The organism is Aquabacterium sp. CECT 9606, assembly GCF_918741295.1.
GTDB lineage: Bacteria > Pseudomonadota > Gammaproteobacteria > Burkholderiales > Burkholderiaceae_C > Aquabacterium.
This window is the reverse complement of the sequence record NZ_CAKKNB010000001.1, coordinates 1602617-1622790: the sequence shown is the minus strand read 5'-3', so window position 1 is coordinate 1622790 and position 20174 is coordinate 1602617. Positions and strand designations below refer to the sequence as shown.

The following is a 20174-nucleotide window of genomic DNA, read 5'->3' as shown; positions in this document are numbered from 1 at the left end:
GGTCAAAGCGGCAGCACCCTCATCACTTTTTGCAGGCCGTCCACGGCCTTGCCCTTGCGGGCGCGCTTGCCGATGTGGGCGGCATAGCCTGAGTTGCGCACGTCTTCTTCCTTGTCCTTGCCGCCGCGGCCAGAGCCGATCACCTTGACACCGTTGTGTGCCGTGGTCACCGAGATCAGCGGATCCTTCTTCGCATCCACGTCCATCAAGGTCAGGCCACGCCCGCCATTGGATTGCAGCTTGAGTTCGTCCAGCGCGAACACCAACATGCGGCCACCCTGTGCCAGACAGGCCACCTGCGTGTGCGTGGGCTGCACCAGCACGGGCGGCAACACGTAGTTGCCTTCGTCCAGCGTCAAGAAGCCTTTGCCACCTTTCTGGCGTGTGATGAGGTCGCCCATCTTGGCCAGCAGGCCAAAGCCGCCGGTATTGGCCAACAGCAGGGTCTGGTCCACGGCACCGGCCAGGTAGTGCACTGGCTGCGTGCCCGATTCGAGCTCGATCATGCTGGTGATGGGCGAGCCATCACCACGCGCACCCGGCAAGGCGCTGACCTGCAGGCTGTAGACCCGGCCATTGCTGCCAATCACGATCATCGGATCGATGGTGCGGCACTCCATGGTGCCGTACAGGCCATCACCGGCTTTGAAGGCGAAGCTGGCCGGGTCGTGGCCATGGCCAGTGCGTGCACGCACCCAGCCCTTCTGGCTGACCACCACCGTCACGGGTTCGTCAATGACCTTGACCTCGGCCACGGCGCGCTTCTCGGCCTGGATCAGGGTGCGGCGTTCGTCGCCAAACTGCTTGGTATCAAGCTCGATCTCCTTGATCACGGTGCGCTTGAGCACGCTGGGGTTGTCAAGGATGTCGCGCAGCTTGGCTTCTTCGGTGCGCAGCTCGGCCAGCTCCTGCTCGATCTTGATGGCTTCCAACCGCGCCAATTGGCGCAGGCGGATGTCCAGGATGTCGTCGGCCTGGCGATCACTGAGCTTGAAGCGCTCGATCAGCGCGGCCTTGGGCTCATCGCTCTCGCGGATGATGCGGATCACCTCGTCGATGTTCAGCAAAACGAGCTGGCGGCCTTCGAGGATGTGGATGCGGTCCAGCACCTTGCCCAGGCGGTGGCTGGTGCGGCGGGTCACGGTGGCCATGCGGAAACCGATCCACTCCAGCAACACCTGGCGCAGGCTTTTCAGGGTGGGCCGGCCGTCGGCACCCACCATCGTCATGTTGATCGGAGAAGATGTTTCCAGGCTGGTGTGGGCCAGCAAGGTGGTGATCAGTTCTTGCTGCTCCACCGTGCGGGTCTTGGGCTCGAACACCAGGCGCACGGCCGCGTCCTTGCTCGATTCGTCGCGCACGGCGTCGAGCACCGACAGCACGGTGGTCTTCAGCTGGGTTTGCTCGGCCGTCAGGGCCTTCTTGCCCGTCTTGACCTTGGGGTTGGTCAGCTCTTCAATCTCTTCCAGCACCTTCTGCGAACTGGTGCCATGCGGCAACTCGGTGACCACCAGTTGCCACTGCCCGCGCGCCAGATCCTCGATCTTCCAGCGTGCACGCACCTTGAGGCTGCCCCGGCCGCTGCGGTAGGCATCTTGAATATCCTGTGGGCTGGAGATGATCTGGCCGCCGCCCGGAAAGTCAGGTCCCTGGATGTGGCCGAACAACTCTTCGTCGGGCAGTTTGTCGTTGCGGATCAGCGCGACAGCGGCGTTGGACACCTCGCGCAGATTGTGGCTGGGGATCTCGGTGGCCAGGCCCACGGCAATGCCGCTGGCGCCATTGAGCAGCACGAAAGGCAGGCGCGCTGGCAACTGCTTGGGCTCTTCGAACGAGCCGTCGTAGGTGGGGATGAAATCCACCGTGCCCATGTCGATTTCATCGAGCAGCAGGCGGGCGATGGGGGCCAGGCGTGCCTCGGTGTAGCGCATGGCGGCAGCGCCATCGCCATCGCGGCTGCCGAAGTTGCCCTGGCCGTCGATCAGCGGGTAGCGCAGCGCGAAGTCTTGCGCCATGCGCACCATGGCGTCATAGGCCGCCGTGTCGCCATGCGGGTGGTACTTGCCCAGCACATCGCCCACCACGCGGGCGCTCTTGACGGGTTTGGCGCCGGTGTTGCCCGCGAAGCTCAAGCCCATCCGGTCCATGGAATACAAGATGCGGCGCTGCACGGGCTTCTGGCCATCGCACACATCGGGCAAGGCGCGCCCCTTGACCACGCTCAGGGCGTATTCCAGATACGCGCGCTCGGCGTAGTGCGACAAGGTCAGCGATTCACCATCGTCAGATGGCGGCTGCGGCGGAAGGAAGTCAATGGTTTGCTGGGTCATCTTGGTGTGGTCTAAACCGATCGGTATTTTTTGTGTCGGACAACGCTGACAGGCAAAGCAGACACGGCCGATGGCTTGTCATCGGGTTTGAGGTCACAGTGAACACATCACAACCTATTTGGCAGTACTGACATGAACAGCATCAAAATCGTGGCCATTGCCATCATCGTTGCAGGCATCCTGGGGCTCACCTATGGCGGCTTCAGCTACACCAAGAACACGTCGGCGGTGAAGCTCGGTCCGCTGGAGTTGAACGTCAAGGAAAAAGAAACCGTCAACATTCCTCTGTGGGCTGGTGTGGGCGCCATTGTGGTGGGTGGTCTGCTGCTGGTTGGCGGCGGCCGCAAGGCCTGATTGATCTCAGATGTCGATCTCCACCTCATCGCCATGCAGCTCCATGAGTTCGCGGCGCGAGGCGGCTTCGCCCTTGCCCATCAGCTTGTTGAATGACACCTCGGTGGAGCCAAAACCAGGCTCGCCATAAGCCACTGGCAACAGGCGGCGGGTGTCGGGGTTCAAGGTGGTATCCCACAACTGCTCGGCGTTCATCTCACCCAGGCCCTTGAAGCGGCTGATGGACCAGGCGCCTTCACGGCACCCTTCCTTGCGCAGCTTGTCCAGGGTGGCGGTCAATTCACCCTCGTCCAGGGCATACAGCTTGGCGGCGGGTTTCTTGCCACGCGCCGGCGCATCCACCCGGAACAAAGGCGGGCGCGCCACGTAGATGTGGCCGGTCTCGATCAGTTTGGGGAAGTGCCTGAAGAACAGCGTCAACAACAACACCTGGATGTGCGAACCGTCCACATCCGCGTCTGACAGGATGCAGACCTTGCCATAGCGCAGGCCCGACAGATCAGGCGAATCGTTGGGCCCGTGAGGGTCCACGCCAATGGCCACCGAGATGTCGTGGATTTCATTGTTGGCGAACAGGCGGTCACGCTCAACCTCCCAGGCGTTGAGCACCTTGCCGCGCAAGGGCAGGATGGCCTGGGTCTCTTTGTTGCGGCCCATCTTGGCGCTGCCGCCCGCCGAATCACCTTCCACCAAAAACACTTCGTTCAGGCTGATGTCGCGACTCTCGCAATCGGTGAGTTTGCCGGGCAGCACTGCCACGCCCGAGCCTTTTTTCTTCTCGACTTTTTGCCCGGCTTTTTGACGCGCCTGGGCTTGCTTGATGACCAGCTCGGCCAGCTTCTTGCCATAGTCCACGTGCTGGTTCAGCCACAACTCCATCGACGGCTTGACGTAGGTGGTGACCAGGCGCAGCGCGTCACGGCTGTTCAGGCGCTCCTTGGTCTGGCCCTGGAACTGCGGGTCAAGCACCTTGGCACTGAGCACAAAGCTGGCGCGCGAGAACACGTCATCGGGCATGAGCTTGACACCCTTGGGCATCAACGAATGCATCTCAATGAAGCCCTTGATGGCGTTGAACAGGCCATCCTTCAGGCCCGCCTCGTGCGTGCCGCCGGCCACCGTGGGGATCAGGTTGACGTAGCTTTCGCGCATGGACGCGCCTTCTTCGGTGAAGGCCACGCACCAGGCGGCGCCCTCGCCTTCGGCGAAGTTCTCGGTCTCGCCACCGGTGGCGAACTGCTCGCCTTCGAACAGCGGGATGATCGGGTCGGTGTGCAGCGCTTGCGTCAGGTAATCGCGCAGGCCGCCCTTGTAGAGCCAGGTCAGCGTCTCACCGGTTTTTTCGGTGGTCAGCGTCATGGTCACGCCAGGCATCAACACGGCCTTGCTGCGCAGCGTGTGCATCAGCTCAGTGCGGGGCAGCTCGGCGCTTTCAAAGTATTTGGGGTCAGGCCAGGCGCGTGCGGTGGTGCCATTCTTGCGCTCGCCGGAGGCCAGCGGGCGCACGGTCAGCGGCTCGATCACATCACCGCCACTGAAGGCCAGTTGAGCCACCTGCTTTTCGCGGTACACGGTAACCTGCAAGCGCGTGGACAGCGCATTGGTCACGCTCACGCCCACGCCATGCAAACCGCCCGAGAAGCTGTAGGCGCCGCCCGAACCCTTGTCGAACTTGCCACCAGCGTGCAAGCGCGTGAACACGATCTCAACCACGGGTACCTGCTCTTCAGGGTGCAGACCAAAGGGAATGCCGCGGCCATCGTCTTCCACGCTGATGGAGCCATCCGTGTGCAAGGTAACGGCGATGCGCTTGCCAAAACCGGCCAAGGCTTCGTCGGCCGCGTTGTCAATCACCTCCTGGATGATGTGCAGGGGGTTGTCGGTGCGGGTGTACATGCCCGGCCGCTGCTTGACCGGCTCCAGGCCCTTGAGCACGCGGATCGACGATTCGCCGTAGCTGGTGCTGGGTTTGGTGGATGAGGACGCGGGGACAGGATTGGGTTTCGATGACATGGGCGCGATTCTACGAACTTAACGGGCACGGAAGACTTCGGTGACCGGCCGCAAATTGAGCCACTCTTTTTCGGCCTCCGAGCCAGAACCGTCCACAACCAGGTGAAATTGCCGGAAATCGGCCTTGAAACGCGCCAAAGCGCCGTTCAGCCACAGCACCGTGGCCAGGATGTTGAGGTGGTCCACCCTTCCGGCAAATTTACCCTGCCTGACACCTGCACCGAAAAACAGGGTTGGAATGCGGCCCACGCCGGTGATGTAGCCGTTGCCCCGGCTGGTGTCGGTGATGCCATCTTCGTCAAAAGTGACGATGAGCAGGCTGTTGTTGGCCTTGGCCCAAGCGGCATAGGCGCCGATGTTCTGGCGCAGCCAATCGTCGGCCACCTGGGCGCTGTTGCTGTGCGCGTCGTGCTGCTCATTGGGCACCACGATCGACACATTGGGCAGCTTTGAAAATGGCAACGGACGGCCTTGGGCATCCTTGTCAAAGCCGCGGAAAGCCTTTTTCAGCACCGGGTCGTTTGTGGGTGCGAAACCCAGGTTGGCATGAACCGGCAGCACGTGGTGCGCCAGATCACCCTTCAGACCACGGCGGCTGGTGGGTGCGATTTGATCCGTCCAGTTGATGGCGGCGTTGTGTTTGCGGCGGTAAAAATCGGTCTGGGCCTGGGCGCCCGAGCAAGCCGCCAGGGCATCGTCAGTGGCGCAATTCCAGCTGGGATATGGCAGCGATTCGCTGAAGCTGGCGAAACTGCGGCCCGATTGCATCAGCGCTGCCCCCAAGTTCGGAGAAGTCAAGGGCAACCAGGCATCAGGCAGGTTGTTGTTGCCCACGCCGATGTTGGTTTGCCGAGCAGAAGCCAACAACTGCCCCTGCCAGTCATACAAGGCCTCGCCCAAGTAAGGCGAGCGGGTATCTTCAAACCAGGCTGGCAGCACACCCTGGTGATGCCCTGAAAACAGGTAAAGGTAATTGGGTTGGCTGGGCCGTGTGGGCAGGTCCGAGCCATAGGGCGTGCGGGTGAAGTGCGAGTTGGTGAAGCGCGCACCCTGGCTGGCCAGCTCATTCAGGTAGCGCCAGTTGGAGCTGTTGCCAAAGACGGGGGCGTCGCCTCTCTTCAGTTGCGCCTCTGTGGCTTCAAAGGCCGAGAGGTTTTCAAGGATGACGATGACGGTGTGGTCAGGGTGCCAGATCGGGGCCGGATCGCCTTTGGTCGAAGGCTTGCTGCGGCGGGCGGCGGCCAGGGCGGCCAAGGGGCCAGCGCTGAGCCAGCTGGCAACAAGCCGGCGCAGGGTGGCGCGGCGAGTGATTGTTGCGGGGCGGCGAGGCTTCATGGGGCCGTAGGTTAGCCCACGCCGGCGATTCTTTTCGTGCTGTGTCGGCCGCGATGGCGCATGGCGCGTTAAATCAAGGTGCGTGCCCGTTTCGTGGCATGCTGAAAGCCACTCTGATGAAATTGCCCTCACGACTGTCCGTGCTCATCCTCGCGCTGGCGGCAGCCTTGCCGCTGACCATCGGCACATCTGCCTATGCACAGACGGCCACGACCGTCACTGCCGACAGCTTCAGCGTTGAACCTGTGCGCGCCCTGACACCGGGCACCGAGCTTGCCTTCAGGCTCACGGCCACGCCAGGGTCAGACGTGACGCTGCAGATTGGCGGCGCCACTGCCGGCGTTCGGATGCAAGAGGTCAGGCCCGGCGTTTACGAAGGCGACTACACCGTGCGCTCGCGCGACCGGCTCACGCCCACCAGCCTGGTGACGGCGCGCATCGTGCGCGATGGCCGTGAGATGAATGCCACGCTGGACCAATCATTGGTGCGCGGCGCGCCAAGCCCCGTGCAGGCAGCGCGCATCGGGGCGTTCACGGTCAATGCGCCGGATCGCATCCGCGCTGGCGACGAACTGAAGTTCTCCCTCTCAGGCGTGCCCGGCGGCACGGCGCGCGTGACCGTTGAGGGGATCAACAATGCCCTGTCCCTGACCGAAGTCAGCCGTGGCCTGTACGAAGGCAGCTACACCGTGTCGCGCAGGGACCGCCTGCGTGGCAACCTGGTCGCCACCGGTTTCTTGAAGGTCGGGCAGAAAGAGACCAGCCAGCGCTTCGTGCGTGACCAAGTGGCCAGCACGAACGACCAGGGTTGCGACCGCCGCGAAAGCCGCGATGCCCGCCGCGACGACCTGGCCACCCATGCCACTTGTGGCGTCGTGACGGCCGCCGGCAAGGCCGAGATCGACGACGCGGACTCGCACAATGTGCTGGGCACCGTGGCTGGCGGTGTGATCGGCGCCGTGATCGGCAACCAGGTGGGCGGCGGTTCGGGCAAGGACATCGCCCGCATCGTCGGAGCCCTCGGTGGCGCCTACGCTGGCAACCGCATCCAGAACGCCAGGGAAAAGACCACGGTCTACCGCGTGACGGTTCAGCTGGAAGACGGCAGCACCAAGACCTTTGACCACGCGGTGGACCCCGCTCTGCCAGTCGGTGCGCGCGTGAAGATCGTGAATGGTGCCATCGTGCGCCGCTCAACCACAGGTGACTATCAATGAATCTGCATATTGGCCTGACGCCCTTGATTTCGCTGCTGGCCGGCATCCTCATCCTGGTGATGCCGCGCTTGCTCAACTACATCGTTGCGTTTTATCTGATCGCGATCGGGCTGATTGGACTGCTGGGGGCGGGCGGGCTGCGGATGGGTTGAGCGGATGCAGTGCGCATGTTCAGCCCATTTGGGCGGCATGCGCGTTCAGCATGGGTAGCAGCGCTTGGACGCCAATCGGCGTCAACTCGAGTGCGCGCCCATCAGCCCGTCGTATCCAGGCCTGTTGGATGAAATGCTCTAGCAATTCATTCGCAAGCTGGCCAGCCAGGTGATCGCGCCTCTCCGACCAGTCAAGGCATGGATAGGCGTAGCGCCGCCCGGACATGGGCTGCTTCGGTTGCAGCCCCAGGCTTGCCATCCATGCAGCACCTTGGAGGGTCAGCTCATAGCCTTGCGAGGTGATCTTCAGGCCGTCTCTTGCCTGCAATGTGGTCAGTAATTTGACACCCAGCTCGCCTGCCAGATGACCATAGCAACAGCGGGCAAACCTCAAGCGCTTGCGGGCTGGGTGTTCCCACAAATGATCGTGGGTTGAGCGCTCTGCAACGACTGCAAGCGCCTCCAGCGCATGTGCCACATCGGCATTTGCCAGCTTGTAGTAGCGATGCCGGCCCCTGACTTCGCAAATGAGCAAGCCGACATCCAACAGTTTGGAAAGATGCCCACTCGCGGTTGCGGGGGTGACTGAGGCCGCCGATGCAAGCTCGCCTGCGCTGGCCAATTCCCCTGAGAGCAAATAGGCCAGCATCAACGAGCGAGCCGGGTCCGCCATCATCGCGGCGACCCGGGCGATGCGAGGTTCATGTGCAGCAGTTCGCGTCATGCGGTCAGCGTAATGCAACCAACGAATCAAGGGGCGCTTGATCGCGGCTTGACAAGCCATAGTCCCTAATCACATTGGCAACGCGCAACCGGTAATCAGCAAATATCTGGGATCGCCCCTCGAGTTGGGCGGCCCGATGCGCGTCCAGATTGCGCCAGTTCTGCACTGATTGCTCGTCCTGCCAAAAACTCAAGGATAGGTAGCGCCCGGGCTGATTGACGCTTTCGAAACGTTCGATGGAAATGAATCCTTCAATGCTCATGAGTGATGTCTTGAGCTCATCGGCCAATTGAAAATACCGCGGAGCCAACTCTGCACGCGGCTCAAGCTCGAAGATGATGGCGATCATGGTGCCACCTCGCGGGGCCGATCAAGTGTCGATGAAATACCTTCCAGCCAGGTTCGCTCCTCCCGAAGGATGAACCGCATGGCGTGCGCCATCTCGAAGTTGGCCCGCCCCTCTTCGTCCTCCTTGAGGACTGAACGGTAGCGCTCATAGGCCGCCATGTTGTCAAAACTGATCAAACCCCAAGCCACGTCATTGGTGCCCTCATGGGGCAGGAAGTAACCGATCAGCTCGCCTCCGCAGCGCGGAATGATTCGGCCCCACGCATCGGCATATTGGCGGAAGGCCGCCTTCTGGAAGGGATCGATTTGATATCGGATGAAACAGGTGATGGTCATGGGGGCAATGAGAGTGCAAGAACACCGTGACTGTCTGATGCCTTCGCCGCTCTTTGCTTCGGTGTGCACCGAAGTGAGCCAATGCCCGCCCGCTCCTGGTCGAGACGAAAAAAAACCGGCTCTGAAAGCCGGTCTTTTGCTGGAAGCAACTGGGATCAGTAGCGACCGCCGCCGTGGCCACCCGTGCCATAACCAACGTCCGAACGTTTCGACACGCTGTAACCAACGGCGCTGTAGCCGCCCGAGCCGCCACCTTCTTCGCGGGGACGAGCCAAGCTCACGACAATCGAGCGTCCGTCAACGGTCATGCCATGCAGAGCGGTGATCGCGGCTTGGGCAACTTCGGCAGAAGCCATCTCCACAAACCCGAAGCCCTTGGAGTTGCCGGTTTCCCGGTCCATCATGACCTTGGCGGAGGAAACGCTGCCAAACGCTGCGAAGTTGTCTTTCAGGCTGGAATCGGTCACGGAGTAGGGCAAGTTGCCCACGTAAATTTTGCTGCTCATGGAAGAAGAGCCTTTCTGAATCATGCGCATCGTCAGGATGCGGGTGTGCGAATCGGGAGTTCTCAGCTGCTGGGCTGGGAAGAGTGGTGCGGCAGGCACGTTTCCAGCCAGCCCTGGGTGACTGCAAAGAGCCGGGCAGCTTCGCGCGAGGCAAAGGTTTTGTCAAAACGGAACACACGGGAGTAGCTGCCGTTGCCCTGTGAACGATGGACCGAGAAGGAGGCGCGGAAGCGGCCACAATCGGTCTGGTGTGTCGCGGGCGAAACGACGTACTTGCCCATGGAAATGGCGATGTTTGAAATCTTGATCAATCAGGAAGCGCAGGCCTGAATAAACCTGCGTGAGCATCGAGTGGCTCGGTTGGCTGCAGCTCGGCAGACCAAAAGGGCGACGAAGGTCGCAAAACGCGGCCAGCTGGGCAGGGGTACCGCCTCTGAAAAGGCGTTGCCACAACGGCGCAGGCAGATTTATACCATATGTTCCATCTTTAAGCGAGCCCGCCCCCATTCCTGCGATGCGCCCACCGGTACAACAGCGGCAACACCAGCAACGTCAACACCGTCGACGACAGGATCCCCCCAATCACGACCGTGGCCAGCGGCCGCTGCACTTCGGCCCCCGTGCCAATCGCCACCGCCATGGGCACGAAACCCAGGCTGGCCACCAAGGCCGTCATGAGCACCGGCCGCAGCCGCGTCAAGGCGCCTTCGCGGATGGCGGGCGCCAAAGCCATGCCGCCTTCACGCAAGCCGCGGATGCAGGCGATCATCACCAAGCCATTGAGCACCGCCACGCCCGACAGCGCGATGAACCCCACGCCCGCCGAGATGGACAACGGGATATCGCGCAGCCACAGCGCGACCACGCCACCAGTCAGGGCAAAGGGCACGCCCGTGAACACCAGCAAGCCATCCTTGAGGTTTCCGAACATGGCGAACAGCAGCAAGAACACCAGCAGCAAAGCCACCGGCACCACGATGGCCAGGCGGTCTGAGGCCGATTGCAGTTGCTCGAAGGTGCCACCCCAAGTGGCCCAGTAACCAGCCGGAACTTTCACGGCGGCGTCGATCCTGGCCTGGGCGTCACCCACAAAACTGCCGATATCCCGGCCACGCACATTGGCGGTGACCACCACGCGGCGCTTGCCCTCTTCGCGGCTGATCTGGTTGGGGCCGGGTGTGAAGTCCATCGTGGCCACGTCGGCCAGGCGCGCAAAGCCTGCTGGCTCACCGCTTGCGTTGGGAGGCAAGCGAAGGGGCAACTGCCCCAAGGCGTCCAGGTCGCTGCGCAGGCTTTCAGGCAAACGAACCAAGATGTCGAAGCGCCGGTCGCCTTCAAACACCGCGCCGGCTTCGCGCCCCCCCATGGCCGTGGCCAAGGTGTCCTGGATGTCGCCAACATTCAGGCCCAGCCGCGCGGCTTTTTCCCGGTCGATGTGCACCGTCAGCATGGGTAAACCGGTGGTTTGCTCCACCTTCACATCCTGGGCGCCGGGCACGGCTTCAAGCACGTTGGCGATCTGCTCGGCGGTGTCGTTGAGCGTGCCCATGTCATCGCCAAACACCTTGACGGCCAAATCGCTGCGCACGCCAGAGATCAGTTCGTTGAAGCGCATCTGGATCGGTTGCGTGAATTCGTAGTTGTTGCCCGGCACCTTCATCACCGCCGCTTGCAAGGCCTCGATCAGGTCTTGCTTGGGCCGCTTCGGGTTGGGCCACTGATCGCGCGGCTTGAGCATCACGAAGGTATCGGCCACGCTCGGGGGCATGGGATCGGTGGCGATCTCGGCCGTGCCCATTTTGGCGAAAACGTTGTCCACCTCGGGGAAGGCTTTGATGGTACGTTCCAGTTGCCCCTGCATCTCGATGGCCTGGCTCAGGCTGGTGCCCGGGATGCGCAACGCGTGCAAGGCGATGTCGTGTTCGTCCAGGCTGGGGATGAACTCGCTGCCCATGCGCGTGGCCATCAAGGCAGCCAAGGCCACGGACACCGCCGTGATGGCGAACACCAGCGGCTGGCGCGACATGGCCTTGTCCAGCAGCGGCTCGTAGGCCCGCTTGGCCCAACCCATCAGGCGGTTCTCTTTTTCCCTGACGGGGCCGGTCAACAGCAAGGCCACCGCGGCCGGCACAAAAGTCATCGACAAGATCATGGCGCCCAGCAAGGCCGCCACCACCGTGAAGGCCATGGGGTGGAACATCTTGCCCTCCACACCGGTCAGGGCAAAGATGGGCAGGTAGACCACCATGATGATGAGCTGCCCGAACAGCAACGGCCGCCGCGACTCTTGCGCGGCCGCGAACACTTCGTGAAAGCGCTCGGCCCGCGTCAGGGGCCGGCCCAACTGCGCTTGTGCATGCGCCAGGCGCCGCACGCAGCCCTCCACGATCACCACGGCGCCATCGATGATGATGCCGAAATCCAGCGCACCCAAACTCATGAGGTTGGCGCTGACCTGCTGGGTGACCATGCCTGTGAAGGTGAACAGCATGGCCAGCGGGATCACCATGGCGGTGATCAAGGCCGCCCGGATGTTGCCCAGGAAGGCGAACAGGATCACGATGACCAGCACCGCACCTTCAAGCAGGTTGCGCTTGACGGTGGCCATGGCCTTGTCCACCAGCAGCGTGCGGTCGTACACCGTCTTGGCGATCACCCCGGCAGGCAGCGACTTGTTGACCTGCTGAAGGCGGGCATCCACCGCGCGCGACACGGCGCGGCTGTTCTCGCCCACCAGCATGAAGACGGTGCCCAGCACCACCTCCTGCCCGTTCTCGGTGGCCGCGCCCGTGCGCAGCCCTTGCCCCAAGGTGACCTCGGCCACATCGCGCAGGCGCAGGCTGACGCCTTGCGCCTGCTTGACCACGATGGCCCCGATGTCGGCCAGCCCCGCCAGTTGCGCGGGTGCGCGGATCAGGTATTGCTCGCCCCGCCGCTCGATGTAGCCCGCGCCCACATTGGCGTTGTTACGCTCCAGGGCCGTGACCAGGTCTTGCAGTTCCAGGCCGTGCGCCGCCATCTTGGCCGGGTCAGGCGCAACATGGAAAGCCTTGGCCTGGCCACCAATGGTGTTGATCTCGGTGACGCCGGGCACATGGCGCATCTGAGGCTTGACGATCCAGTCCTGGATCTCTCGCAGGTCCATGGGGGTGTAGGGTTCGCCGTTGCCCTTGAGGGCGCCTGGCTTGGCCTCCACCGTCCACATGTAGATCTCGCCCAAGCCTGTGGCGATCGGCCCCATCGAAGGGCTCAGGCCAGCGGGCAGTTGGCCGCGCGCATCCTGGATGCGCTCGTTGACCAGCTGGCGGGCAAAGTAGATGTCGGTGCCATCCTTGAACACAATGGTCACCTGCGACAGGCCATAGCGCGACAGCGAACGAACCTCTTGCAAGCCGGGCAGGCCCGCCATCGTCGTCTCGATGGGGACGGTCACGCGTTGCTCTGCCTCCAGCGGGGAATAGCCGGGCGCCTCGGTGTTGACCTGCACCTGCACGTTGGTGATGTCGGGCACGGCATCGATGGGCAGCTTTTGGTAGCTGAAGACGCCGATGGCCGCCATGGCCAGTGTGGCCAGCAACACCAGCCAGCGATGGGCGATCGCCAAGCGCAAGGTGCGCTCAAACAGGGTGAGGGTTTCAGTGGTCATGGCTGGCCCCCGCCTTGCCCAATTCAGCCTTGATCACAAAGCTGTTCGTGCTGGCATAGCGCTCACCCGCGCTCAAGCCACTGATCACTTCGACCATGCGGCCATCGCTGCGGCCCAGCTCCAATGGACGCGCCTCCAGGTGCGGGCCATGGCGGCCGAAGACCACCTGCCAGTCACGCACGGTCTGGATGGCATCCAGTTGCACGGCCACCGGCACTTCGGCCTCGCCTGAGGTGACCTCCACATGCACGGGCAAGCCTGGTCGCCACAACCCTTTCGGGTTGGGCAGCACCACCCGCGCCGTCGCGCTTCGGGTGTGCTCACCCACCAGCGCGCTGACATAGGTGATCGTGCCTGCGGCCTGAGCCTCGAAGGCGGAGGCCTTGACCTTCACCAGCAAGCCCGCGCGGATGGTGCCCAGATCCTTGGTGGCCACGGGGGCTTCCACCCACACCGATGACAGGTCGGACACGGTGAACACGTGCTCGCTCTCGCCCAGCGACTGGCCCACCGTGATGCGCTTGTCGGTGACGATGCCGCCAATCGGTGAGCGCAACTCAAACCGCGTGAGGTTGCCATGGCTGGTGGCCGCGATACCCAGGTGGGCCAGCTTTTGGCGGATGTTCTGCTCGGCCAACTCGGCCTCTTGCCAGGCCGCGCGCGCCTGCAGGTAATCTTGCTCGGCCGAAATCTTGTCTTGCCAAAGCTTTTTCTCACGCTCATGCGTGGTGCGGGCCAGGGCCAGCCGCTTTTGCGCCGCCACGCCTTCAGCACGTTGATCGGCCAAGGAAGGGCTGGACAACACGGCCAGCACCTGGCCCTTGCGCACCTGGTCACCCGCGCTCACCGACACGGCCTCCACCAGGCCCGCCAGGCGGGGCACCACTTGCACCGTGCGGTCGCCGTTGTAGCGAACCTCGCCCAGCAAGCTCAATTGGCTCTGGATTCGCGCAGGGCCAGCCACGGCCAGGGCCACCCCGGCCTGCTGCAATTGGGCATCACTCATGGTGACGCGGGCTTCCTCCTGTTCGTAGGCGAAGCGGTGGGTCACACCGCCCTGCACTGCCTCGATCGAGACCTTGAAGGAATGGGGTTCAACCACCTCGGCATCGCCCAGCAGGTAATCGCCCTGGGGCTTGAACTGGATGACTTGGGGTGCGCGCCCCAGGCGTTCCAGTGTCAGCTTCACCGTGGCCTGGTCAGGGGCCATCGGCTTGCCGTTTTGATAGGGGTAGAGGCGGAACTCGGGGGGCACACCACGCTCAAAAATGGTGACTTCCAGGGCATGCATACCAGCCTTGAACAGGCGGCCTCCGTGCGGGCCTTTGGGCGGCGTGGCCTCGGCGTGTTCGGCATGGCCGTGTTCATCGCCGGCCTGGTGCTTGTCCTTTTGTAGGACCGCCCAGCCCAGCAAGGCACCCACGGCGATGACCACCGCGATGGCCCAGCTTGACTTGGCTTGTGTGAGTTTGCTCATGGATCAGTCCTTCATCGGGTTGGGCTCACCCAGCAGCTCAAGCAAGCGGGCGTCGGCCTGGTAAGCCTGAGCGGCGGCGTTCAGCGCCAGGGCCTCCGCCTCAAAAAGGGTGCGCTGGGCATCGAGCACATCCAGGAAACCGAACTTGCCCAGCTCGTACCCTTTGGTGCTGGAGGCAAAGGCCTGCCTTGCGGCCGGCAGCACCTTGTCGCGCAGTGCGTGGGCCTGCGCCAGGGCCGAGGTCAATTGCGACCAGGCCTGGTTGGCCTGCGCTTCAACGCTGGCGCGCACGGACTCGAGTTCGGCCCTGGCCTTGTCTTCGCGGCGGCTGGCTTCCAGGATGGCGCCCTGGTTGCGGTCGAACAGCGGCAGCACCAGGCTCAGGCCCACGATGGGCTGATCGCGGCCCAATTGCGCATCGCGCTTGGCACCGAGCGACACGGTCAGGTCTGGCACACGGCGCGCCCGCTCCAGGTCGCTCAGGGCTTGCCGACGCGCGATCTCCTGCTGCGCCCGCGCGATGGTTGGCGAGGCTTCCAGCCGTTGCGCCAAGGGCGCCCAGTGACCCAAAGCCGGCAAGCGTTGAAGGTCGGTCTCCACCCGGTCAAACCTGGCACTTGGATCGCCCAGGGCCAGGCGCAGCTGAGCCACGGCCCCCTGCCAATCGTTTAGAGCCACGGTGGATGCCGACAGCGCCTGGGCTTCGGCCACTTGCGCCTTCAGCTCTTCGACCGGCGACACCTTGCCCGCCATCACCCGCTTGGAAGCCGCCTCGCGTGCCTGGGTGGACAAGCGCCCCAATTCATCGGACAGCCGCACGCGCTCTTGCGCCACGGCGGCGGCATGAAACGCCGCCATCACTTGCGACCTGATCTGGGCTCGCCGCGAAACCACATCCAGGTCCGCCTGGCCTTGCACCGCCTGCGCCGCGCTGATGCGGGCCGACCGCTTGCCACCCAGCTCGATGGGCTGGTTCAGTTGAATGGTGGTGGTGCGCGTGGCCCGCTGGTTGTCTTCCACCAACGTGGACAGCTCGGGGTTCAGCCAGGCACCGGCTTGCTGCGTGGCACCTTGGGCGGCCTCGCGCTCCAGCACCGTGGCGCGCAAATCGGGGTGCTGTGCCAGCGCCGTGGCCAAGGCGGTGTCCAGGCTCAGGCTTTGGGCCCAGGCCATTTGGCACAAGAAAGGACTGAGCAGGGCCATGCGGGCCGCCCAGCAAAGATGAAACCGTCGCATCGAATTCTCCGCACATCAAGCAGGGGACATTCGGCGAACAGGTGGATGGCACCCGGCCTCACATGGCCAGGATCACATCAGGGTGCGTTGATCCAAGGAACCTGTCTCGCCGACTCAGGGCGAGGTGGTCCAGTTGGGGCGCTCGATGCGCGTGGCATCGAAGGAAGCATAGCCCGCCAAGGGCGAGGCCACCAGTTCAGCCCGGGGCATGGGCCCAGGCAACTGCTGCGCAGCGGTGGTCAGCAAAGACAAGGCCGAACAGCAATGGTGATCGTGGTCGGCCATGGCCGACGCCGGGCTGTCTGCTTGCCCGCCGTCGTCTGGGTGATCAATGCTTGCATCAGCATGGTGCTGGTGCTCGTGATGACCCACGTGGTGGGTGTGGCCTTGGCTGCTTTCGTGCAGGCAATACGGCTCCATGACCGCCCAGACGGCCTGGAGCGGCAGCAATACCAGCAGGAAAATGGCGATCCATCGGCGCATGACGGCCAGTATATGGCAGGGTGTTCAGGCCTGGGGGTAGCGCTCGTTCACCCAATCGGGATGCTTCCACACAATGCGCAGATCCTTGTGCCGCCACACATCAACCCACATCGACACGAACTCGCCAAACACCAGGCGCAGCGGGTTGAGCGAACGCGGTGCCCGGGCACTCACGCCATAGCGGATCTCGCCCGCCTCCCGCTCGTCCACGAAGGTGCCGAACAGCCGATCCCAGATGATGAGCGTGCCGCCGAAATTGGTGTCGATCTGGCGCGGGTTGCGGCCATGGTGAACGCGGTGGTGCGATGGCGTGTTGAACACGTATTCAAACCAGGCGGGCAAGCGGCGAACCACCTCGGTGTGGATGAAGAATTGGTAGAACAGGTTCACCTCCAAGGCCAGCACAGCCAGATTCTTGTCAAAGCCAATCAGTGCCTGCGGGATGGTGCTGAGCAACACCACCCCCGACAGGTCGAACATGGGCGTTTGCCGCAAGGCCGTCGACAAGTTGTAGCGCTCGGAGCTGTGGTGCACCGAATGCGCCGCCCAGCCATAGCGCACCCGGTGCATGAAACGGTGAGCCCAGTAAAAGACCAAATCCGTCAGCACGAACAGCAGCGCGAAATCCAGCGCCACCGAAGATGAGCGCCAATTCAGGCCCCACTGCCGCACCCAGTCGTAGAACACGGTCACCACCAGCGCGATGAAGACGCCGTCCGTCACCTTGTACAAAACACCGGTCGAGAAATTCGCCAGCGTTTCTTGCGTGTTGTAGGCATCTGGCTTTTGCTGATGGACGAGATGGCGCCGCTCCAGCAGCACCAGTCCAATGAACACCGAGCCGGCGATCAGGATGAAATACAAGGCGTGCAAAAAGTCGGTCACCAGCCATCTCCAAATCATGTCGTCAATGGCTGGAATTTAGAGACGCCGCCCTGCAATGCATCGACAATGCATGCCAATGTTTTAACCATCCATGCCAAGTCAATGTCTTTCCTGATCCGCGTCACCGGCGCCTGGACACGCCTGCTCACCGACTGGCTGGACCGCGAGTCGCTTGACGCCCGCCGCCTGCGCGCCGCCGTGAACGCCCACGCGGTGAACGACGCCGTGCCCATGGTGGCGTGGGCCGGCATGCTGGATGAAGCGACCGCACTGCGCCCTGAGCGCCCTGCGTTGGGCCTGGACATTGGCGCAGGCGTGGCCGCCCGGCACGTGGGCGCCCTGGGCTACCTGGTCATGGCCTGTGACACCTTGGGCGATGCCATGGCGGCCTACCAACGCTACGAGCGCCTGTTTTATGGCGCAGGCATTGCCCAAGTGCACCCCACCGGCATGGACGTGAGTTTGAGCTGGCCGCCAGGGGGCGGGGGTGCCCTGGCCGATGAGGTGGCCATTGCCGCGCTTGTCTCGTTCATGCGGCAACAGGTCGACGAGCAGGTCTCGCCCACCCAGGTGCACTTCATGCACACGGCCAGCTTTGATCGGCAGGCGGCTTGCGAGCAGTTCTTTCGCTGCCCCGTGCGCTTCGATCAGCCGCGCACGCTGGTCAGCATCCCTCTGCCTTTGCTCGGCCTGCCGCTGAGCAAGCGAGACCCGATGCTCAAGGATTTGCTGGAGCTGCAAGCCCAAGCCCTGATGGACGCGCTGCCCGAGCCCAACGCGTTCGACCAATCCGTGCAACAACTGCTCGCACGCCTGCTGCCTGAGGGCCAGATCTCGGTGGACAAGGTAGCGGCCAGCCTGCATCAATCCACGCGCACCTTGCAAAGGCGCCTGGCCGCCAGCGGGCTCTCGTGGCAACAAATGCTGGACCGCACACGCGAGCAACTGGCGTGCGGCTACCTTCAGGACCACGGCTTGTCGCTGGCAGAGATCGCCTTGCTGTTGGGCTACAGCGAACAAAGCGCTTTCACCCGGTCTTTCAAGCGCTGGACCGGGCTGACGCCAAGGGCCTTCAGGGCCCATCGGGGCAAACAGGGCCGGTGACGGATGCGCACAATCTGTCACGCCCTGTCGATTGCGGCCCTCCAATCCCACCCAAGGAGAACAGCGATGCGTGTCATGGTGATGGTGAAGGCGACAAGCCAATCAGAGGCAGGTGAAATGCCCCGCACGGAGTTGATGGCGGCCATGGGCAACTTCAATGAAGAGCTCGTCAAGGCCGGCTTGCTGCTGGCGGGCGAAGGGCTGCACCCGAGTGCCCGGGGCAAGCGGGTGCAGTTTTCCGGCAGCCAGCGAAGCGTGACGGACGGGCCTTTCGCCGAGACGAAAGAGCTGGGTCAAGCGGTGCCCCAACCCGATGGACGGCGATTCCGAGATCGAGATTCGGCCACTGTTCGAGGCGGCCGATTTCGGTGCTGAGTTCACACCTGAATTGCAGGCCCAGGAAGAGCGCTTGCGGGCCGAGATTGAAGGTAGAAAATGACCCCCCCACATTCCTTGACAGGAGGGCACCATGGAAACCCAAGAACTTCACCGTGGCCGCTTGATTGACCACATCCAATTGGTTGTGCGCGACCTGGCGGCCAGCCAGTCGTTTTACACGGCGGTGTTCAAGGTCCTGAAGATCCCGATGGGCGGCACTGGCGAAGGCTTCTTCTGGGCGGACGAGTTGTTCGTGTCCACCGCCGACAACCCCGCCGCTCAGGGGCACTTGACCGGGCGCCACCACCTGGCGTTTCAAGCGCAGGACGAAGCCATGGTCAAGGCGTTTTACCAGGCAGCGCTGGCGAACGGCGGCCAGGACAACGGCGCCCCCGGTGAACGCCCTTACCACCCAGGCTACTACGCGGCATTTGTGCTGGACCCGGACGGCAACAACATCGAGGCGGTTTTTCATGGCAAGGCGAACCGCAGCGCGCCATCGGTGAAAGTGACGTTCTAGCCCGCTCTTCCGGCAGGGGTCAAGTAAGCTCGGGGCCTTGTTCACCACCTTGTGCCCGCCATGCAAAGCCCCCGTTCAGACCGAGTCCTCGCCACCCTGGCGTTGACGCTGCTCGGCAGTGGGTGCCTGTTGGTGTTGTGGCCCTTCCTGACCTCGCTGGTCTGGGCCGCGATCCTGGCGTCCACCAGCTGGACCGTGTTCCTTCGTCTGGATCGCCTGGTCGGGCAGCGGCGCACCTTGGCCGCCAGCTTGATGACCCTTTTGGTGACCGTGGTCCTGTTGGTGCCCGTCGTTGCCGTGGCACTGGCCATGGCCGACAACGTGGCCGAGCTGGGCGTCGCGGCCACATCGCTGCTCAAGAATGGCCTGCCCGATGCGCCCTCCTGGCTGGCCAACCTGCCTTTGGTCGGCCATTCCCTGGAAGCCTACTGGCAGCAGTTCGCGCACGACGGGCAGCGTCTGATGGAAGAGCTTGGCAAGCTGGCCCAGCCCGCCCAGACCATGGCCTTGACGGCCGGGCGCGTGGTGGGCAAAGGGGTGTTGGACATCGCGCTGTCGGTGTTCCTGGCCTTTTTCTTTTTCCTGCATGGCGAGCTACTGGCTGCCCGCCTGCACATCGCCTTGGCGCACCTGGCCGGCGAGCGCGCCACCTACTTGCTGGGCATCGCCCGTGGCACGGTCACTGGCGTGATCTATGGCGTGTTGGGCACGGCGCTGGCGCAGGGTGTCCTCGCCGCCATCGGCTTTGCCATCGCGGGCGTGCCGGGTGCCGTGCTGCTGGGCGGGGCCACCTTCTTCTTGTCGGTGATCCCCGTCGGGCCGCCCTTGGTGTGGGGCGGGGCGGCCATCTGGCTTTTCCAGCAAGGTGAACCTGGTTGGGCGGCCTTCGTGGCCGCTTGGGGCTTCTTCCTGGTCAGCGCCGTGGACAACGTCATCAAACCGCTGATCATCAGCCGAGGCTCTCGCCTGCCCTTCGCCATCGTGTTCCTCGGCGTGCTGGGCGGGGTGCTGGCCTTTGGGGTGATTGGCGCCTTCCTGGGCCCAACCTTTTTGGCCGTGGGCTATCGGCTGGCCAATGAATGGACGACCACCGAGCCTGGTGCTGTGCGGGAAACCCCCTGAATAGGTTC

General features: G+C 63.4%; 19 protein-coding genes and 1 pseudogene. 7 read left to right on the top strand and 13 right to left on the bottom strand.

What is annotated here, in order from left to right; all coding sequences use genetic code 11:
- Window positions 1-2: 2 nt before the first annotated feature.
- Entirely contained in the window at window positions 3-2330 is a 2328-nt protein-coding gene (gene parC / locus LQ232_RS07675) for a DNA topoisomerase IV subunit A (protein WP_230179664.1), read from the bottom strand.
- 132 nt (window positions 2331-2462) lie between these two features.
- Here parC and LQ232_RS07670 point away from each other — a divergent pair, with 132 nt between their 5' ends.
- Window positions 2463-2684, top strand: a complete 222-nt coding sequence (locus tag LQ232_RS07670; RefSeq protein WP_230179663.1) for a hypothetical protein — start codon at window positions 2463-2465, stop codon at window positions 2682-2684.
- 6 nt (window positions 2685-2690) lie between these two features.
- Here the strand turns inward: LQ232_RS07670 and LQ232_RS07665 are convergent, their stop codons facing one another.
- Both LQ232_RS07665 and LQ232_RS07660 read right to left on the bottom strand, forming a co-directional pair.
- Window positions 2691-4697: a DNA topoisomerase IV subunit B gene (locus tag LQ232_RS07665; protein WP_230179662.1), complete on the bottom strand. Its 2007-nt coding sequence runs from the start codon at window positions 4695-4697 to the stop codon at window positions 2691-2693.
- 18 nt (window positions 4698-4715) lie between these two features.
- Window positions 4716-6032 carry an alkaline phosphatase family protein gene (locus LQ232_RS07660; protein WP_230179661.1) on the bottom strand — a complete coding sequence of 439 codons (1317 nt, stop codon included), beginning with the start codon at window positions 6030-6032 and terminating at the stop codon, window positions 4716-4718.
- A gap of 116 nt (window positions 6033-6148) precedes the next feature.
- Here LQ232_RS07660 and LQ232_RS07655 point away from each other — a divergent pair, with 116 nt between their 5' ends.
- Window positions 6149-7249 carry a glycine zipper 2TM domain-containing protein gene (locus LQ232_RS07655; RefSeq protein ID WP_230179660.1) on the top strand — a complete coding sequence of 367 codons (1101 nt, stop codon included), beginning with the start codon at window positions 6149-6151 and terminating at the stop codon, window positions 7247-7249.
- Window positions 7246-7401 (top strand): DUF3096 domain-containing protein, encoded by a 156-nt coding sequence (locus LQ232_RS07650; protein ID WP_230179659.1) that lies wholly within the window; start codon window positions 7246-7248, stop codon window positions 7399-7401. Before LQ232_RS07655 ends, LQ232_RS07650 begins: the two co-directional genes overlap by 4 nt.
- Before the next feature lie 19 nt (window positions 7402-7420).
- Here the strand turns inward: LQ232_RS07650 and LQ232_RS07645 are convergent, their stop codons facing one another.
- From LQ232_RS07645 to LQ232_RS07600, 10 genes are all read right to left on the bottom strand, one after another.
- Entirely contained in the window at window positions 7421-8155 is a 735-nt protein-coding gene (locus LQ232_RS07645; RefSeq protein ID WP_230179658.1) for a helix-turn-helix transcriptional regulator, read from the bottom strand.
- The gene (locus tag LQ232_RS07640) at window positions 8130-8474 is read right to left on the bottom strand and encodes an antibiotic biosynthesis monooxygenase (RefSeq protein ID WP_230179657.1); all 345 of its coding nucleotides are present in this window, start codon (window positions 8472-8474) and stop codon (window positions 8130-8132) included. The genes LQ232_RS07645 and LQ232_RS07640 overlap by 26 nt, the downstream gene beginning before the upstream one ends.
- Entirely contained in the window at window positions 8471-8809 is a 339-nt protein-coding gene (locus LQ232_RS07635) for an NIPSNAP family protein (protein WP_230179761.1), read from the bottom strand. The genes LQ232_RS07640 and LQ232_RS07635 overlap by 4 nt, the downstream gene beginning before the upstream one ends.
- Before the next feature lie 155 nt (window positions 8810-8964).
- On the bottom strand, window positions 8965-9315 hold the full coding sequence (locus tag LQ232_RS07630) for an RNA-binding protein (protein ID WP_230179656.1): 351 nt from the start codon (window positions 9313-9315) through the stop codon (window positions 8965-8967).
- A gap of 62 nt (window positions 9316-9377) precedes the next feature.
- Window positions 9378-9596 (bottom strand): hypothetical protein, encoded by a 219-nt coding sequence (locus LQ232_RS07625; protein WP_230179760.1) that lies wholly within the window; start codon window positions 9594-9596, stop codon window positions 9378-9380.
- Window positions 9597-9802: 206 nt separating this feature from the next.
- Window positions 9803-12940 (bottom strand): efflux RND transporter permease subunit, encoded by a 3138-nt coding sequence (locus tag LQ232_RS07620; protein ID WP_230179759.1) that lies wholly within the window; start codon window positions 12938-12940, stop codon window positions 9803-9805.
- Between the two features lie 10 nt (window positions 12941-12950).
- A complete protein-coding gene (locus tag LQ232_RS07615; RefSeq protein WP_230179655.1) occupies window positions 12951-14438 on the bottom strand; it encodes an efflux RND transporter periplasmic adaptor subunit in 1488 nt (495 codons plus the stop codon).
- 3 nt (window positions 14439-14441) lie between these two features.
- Entirely contained in the window at window positions 14442-15641 is a 1200-nt protein-coding gene (locus LQ232_RS07610) for a TolC family protein (protein WP_230179654.1), read from the bottom strand.
- Window positions 15642-15788: 147 nt separating this feature from the next.
- Window positions 15789-16157, bottom strand: coding sequence for a DUF2946 family protein (locus LQ232_RS07605; RefSeq protein ID WP_230179653.1), 369 nt, complete (start codon window positions 16155-16157; stop codon window positions 15789-15791).
- A 24-nt stretch (window positions 16158-16181) separates the two neighbouring features.
- Window positions 16182-17042, bottom strand: coding sequence for a sterol desaturase family protein (locus tag LQ232_RS07600; RefSeq protein ID WP_230179652.1), 861 nt, complete (start codon window positions 17040-17042; stop codon window positions 16182-16184).
- Window positions 17043-17144: 102 nt separating this feature from the next.
- On the opposite strand from LQ232_RS07600, the gene LQ232_RS07595 reads away from it, so the two are divergent.
- From LQ232_RS07595 to LQ232_RS07580, 4 genes and pseudogenes are all read left to right on the top strand, one after another.
- Window positions 17145-18146: an AraC family transcriptional regulator gene (locus LQ232_RS07595; RefSeq protein WP_230179651.1), complete on the top strand. Its 1002-nt coding sequence runs from the start codon at window positions 17145-17147 to the stop codon at window positions 18144-18146.
- Between the two features lie 66 nt (window positions 18147-18212).
- Window positions 18213-18585, top strand: a pseudogene (locus LQ232_RS07590) (YciI family protein).
- Window positions 18586-18615: 30 nt separating this feature from the next.
- The gene (locus LQ232_RS07585; RefSeq protein WP_230179650.1) at window positions 18616-19044 is read left to right on the top strand and encodes a VOC family protein; all 429 of its coding nucleotides are present in this window, start codon (window positions 18616-18618) and stop codon (window positions 19042-19044) included.
- A gap of 60 nt (window positions 19045-19104) precedes the next feature.
- Window positions 19105-20166, top strand: a complete 1062-nt coding sequence (locus LQ232_RS07580; RefSeq protein ID WP_230179649.1) for an AI-2E family transporter — start codon at window positions 19105-19107, stop codon at window positions 20164-20166.
- Window positions 20167-20174: the final 8 nt, after the last annotated feature.

Excerpts from the sequence above, each read along its gene's own strand:
- LQ232_RS07660 (WP_230179661.1), bottom strand. The coding sequence starts at position 6,032 with ATGAAGCCTCGCCGCCCCGCAACAATCACTCGCCGCGCCACCCTGCGC.
- LQ232_RS07580 (WP_230179649.1), top strand. The coding sequence starts at position 19,105 with ATGCAAAGCCCCCGTTCAGACCGAGTCCTCGCCACCCTGGCGTTGACG.
- LQ232_RS07610 (WP_230179654.1), bottom strand. The coding sequence starts at position 15,641 with ATGGCCCTGCTCAGTCCTTTCTTGTGCCAAATGGCCTGGGCCCAAAGC.
- LQ232_RS07605 (WP_230179653.1), bottom strand. The coding sequence starts at position 16,157 with ATGCGCCGATGGATCGCCATTTTCCTGCTGGTATTGCTGCCGCTCCAG.
- parC (WP_230179664.1), bottom strand. The coding sequence starts at position 2,330 with ATGACCCAGCAAACCATTGACTTCCTTCCGCCGCAGCCGCCATCTGAC.
- LQ232_RS07640 (WP_230179657.1), bottom strand. The coding sequence starts at position 8,474 with ATGATCGCCATCATCTTCGAGCTTGAGCCGCGTGCAGAGTTGGCTCCG.
- LQ232_RS07670 (WP_230179663.1), top strand. The coding sequence starts at position 2,463 with ATGAACAGCATCAAAATCGTGGCCATTGCCATCATCGTTGCAGGCATC.
- LQ232_RS07630 (WP_230179656.1), bottom strand. The coding sequence starts at position 9,315 with ATGAGCAGCAAAATTTACGTGGGCAACTTGCCCTACTCCGTGACCGAT.
- LQ232_RS07665 (WP_230179662.1), bottom strand. The coding sequence starts at position 4,697 with ATGTCATCGAAACCCAATCCTGTCCCCGCGTCCTCATCCACCAAACCC.
- LQ232_RS07655 (WP_230179660.1), top strand. The coding sequence starts at position 6,149 with ATGAAATTGCCCTCACGACTGTCCGTGCTCATCCTCGCGCTGGCGGCA.
- LQ232_RS07595 (WP_230179651.1), top strand. The coding sequence starts at position 17,145 with ATGTCTTTCCTGATCCGCGTCACCGGCGCCTGGACACGCCTGCTCACC.
- LQ232_RS07615 (WP_230179655.1), bottom strand. The coding sequence starts at position 14,438 with ATGAGCAAACTCACACAAGCCAAGTCAAGCTGGGCCATCGCGGTGGTC.
- LQ232_RS07635 (WP_230179761.1), bottom strand. The coding sequence starts at position 8,809 with ATGACCATCACCTGTTTCATCCGATATCAAATCGATCCCTTCCAGAAG.
- LQ232_RS07625 (WP_230179760.1), bottom strand. The coding sequence starts at position 9,596 with ATGGGCAAGTACGTCGTTTCGCCCGCGACACACCAGACCGATTGTGGC.
- LQ232_RS07650 (WP_230179659.1), top strand. The coding sequence starts at position 7,246 with ATGAATCTGCATATTGGCCTGACGCCCTTGATTTCGCTGCTGGCCGGC.
- LQ232_RS07585 (WP_230179650.1), top strand. The coding sequence starts at position 18,616 with ATGGAAACCCAAGAACTTCACCGTGGCCGCTTGATTGACCACATCCAA.